This is a genomic window from Lentzea aerocolonigenes (genome assembly GCF_000955955.1).
Taxonomy (GTDB): domain Bacteria; phylum Actinomycetota; class Actinomycetes; order Mycobacteriales; family Pseudonocardiaceae; genus Lentzea; species Lentzea aerocolonigenes_A.
In genome coordinates this window covers 1-1,932 of sequence record NZ_JYJG01000446.1, presented here as the reverse complement: position 1 = coordinate 1,932, position 1,932 = coordinate 1, and the positions used below count along the sequence as shown (strand labels likewise).

Here is a 1,932-nt window from a genome sequence, read left to right as displayed (position 1 = left end):
GGCCTACTACTTCCCGACCGACCCCGCGGTCGACGCGGCGGCGGGCAACGCCGTGATCCAGGCGGCCAACAACGACGCCCACCTGTTCGCGTTGATGATCCCCGGTGCCGCCCTGGTGCTGCTGGGCACCGTGCTGCAGTGCGTGGGGCTGCTCCGCTCGCGTGCCGTGCCCAAGTGGGTGCCGATCGCCGCGCTCACGATCGTGCTGACGTTCGTGATCCCCGGCAACGGCCTGGCCGGGCTGCTGACCAGCATCCCGATGGCGGCCGCGGGGATCGGGCTGGGCTACTGCGCCTGGCGGTCGTCGGCCGCGGCGGTCTGAGTGAGCACGGCGACCGTCTGTTCGAGACCGCGCTGCACCTCGTCACCGTCCGCCTCCCGGACGCTGTGCAGGCTCACCGTGATCCGCGACCTCCCCGGCGACACCTCGTCGATCTGCAGTTCGCCGTGGTAGTCGTCCGGGCCCTCCGCACCCCACTCGAGCCGGCGGTGCGAGGCGTCCGGACGAACCCACGCCTCGCCGTCCACGTGGTGGCCGTGCACCTCGGCCTCCACGTGGACCTGTTCGCCGCCTTCGGGCTCGGCGGCGGTCATCTGCGGGAAGTAGCGCGGCAGGTTGCGGGGCTCGGCGAGGAAACCGAACAGCGTGTCGGCCGCGATGTCCGCCTCAGCGGTGTGCGTGTAGGTCGTCATGGCGCTCGGGGTACCCGGCCGCGCGGCCCACCAACACGTCCCGGGTTCGCGCCAGATGTTCGTGCCAGCCGCGCTGATCACGTCGGAACACCGGCACGACGAACGCTCCGACGACGAACAGCACCACGACGACGAGGTCCACCGGTCCGATGCCGATCATCGGCGACAGGACGACCGCGTAGGTCACGAACCCGGTGGCGCCCAGCAGTTCTCGCAGCAGCAGCCGAGCAGGGTTGGCGCGGGAGCCGTCCAGGCCGCGAACCCGGTAGTCCAGCAGCACTCCGCCGACTGTCATCCCATCCGCCGCGGCGGGAAGCAGGACGCGGAACACCACGAGCAGGCCGATGGCCCAGCGCGGTTCCGGCAGCAGCTTGGCGGCCACGATCACCAGCACGAGCTCGGAGATCAGCCCGACCAGCCGGCGTGGCACGGACACGGTCCCGAGAGGCGCGGCGGAGTCCTCGGACGATGGCAGCCGGGGCACCACGAGCGCGACCGGCGCCACCATCCACCCCAGCAACGCGCCGAAGGTGTTGGACATCAGGTCGTCGACGTCGGCGATCCGGTACGGGCACGGGTAGTAGCCGAAGTTCCCGGTGTACTGCACCACTTCCACGGCCAGCGAAACACCGAGCCCGATGGCGACGACGGCGAGCGGCCCCTTGCCGTAAGCCTTGCGCAGCACCACTCCCAGCGGCACGAACAGCACGACGTTGAACAGCTGCTGCAGGAACGCCTGCGACCGCACCATCGCCACCAGGCCGGAACGCCCGTACGCCGCCATGTTGTTGTTCATGTCGGTGACCCACTGGAACGGCACCGTGGACAGCATCCGGTCGCCCTGGCACACCTGCGACCGGCCGGGGAACGGCAGGAAGATCAACGCCAGCGCGATGAGCCCGTAGAGCAGCAGGCCGTACAGCACGAACGCCCGGCGCGGCTCGACCCGCCCGAAACGCCAGTAGTGCAACGCCACCAGGGGAATGAGCACCATCAGCCCGATGCCCACGAACGCCAGGAAGCCGGTCCGCGCGGTCTCCCAGTAGGACGCCATCATGAGCGGTCCAATGCCCGTCAACGGCTGCGGCCAAACCACGATTTCCGAAGATGCGTCGGACGGACGCAACAGGTACGGCCGTCGGTTGGCCTTGGCGTCTGCAAGTACCACCAACCCGAGATCATCCAGCACCTTCCTACTACCAACTGGCGCGGCCGGTTCCGGGACGGTTGGGTGTAGTT

General features: G+C 69.4%; 3 protein-coding genes. 1 reads left to right on the top strand and 2 read right to left on the bottom strand.

From position 1 onward, the window contains the following. A partial coding sequence (locus tag UK23_RS53315; protein WP_045317615.1) for a hypothetical protein occupies positions 1-322 on the top strand: 322 nt, incomplete at its 5' end. On the opposite strand, the gene UK23_RS43105 is transcribed toward UK23_RS53315, so the two are convergent. Continuing rightward, on the bottom strand, positions 286-693 hold the full coding sequence (locus UK23_RS43105; protein WP_045317614.1) for an SRPBCC family protein: 408 nt from the start codon (positions 691-693) through the stop codon (positions 286-288). The genes UK23_RS53315 and UK23_RS43105 overlap by 37 nt on opposite strands. Further along, complete coding sequence (locus UK23_RS49455; protein WP_156213807.1) at positions 668-1,789, bottom strand: VanZ family protein; 1,122 nt, start codon at positions 1,787-1,789, stop codon at positions 668-670. The genes UK23_RS43105 and UK23_RS49455 overlap by 26 nt, the downstream gene beginning before the upstream one ends. Positions 1,790-1,932 lie beyond the last annotated feature (143 nt).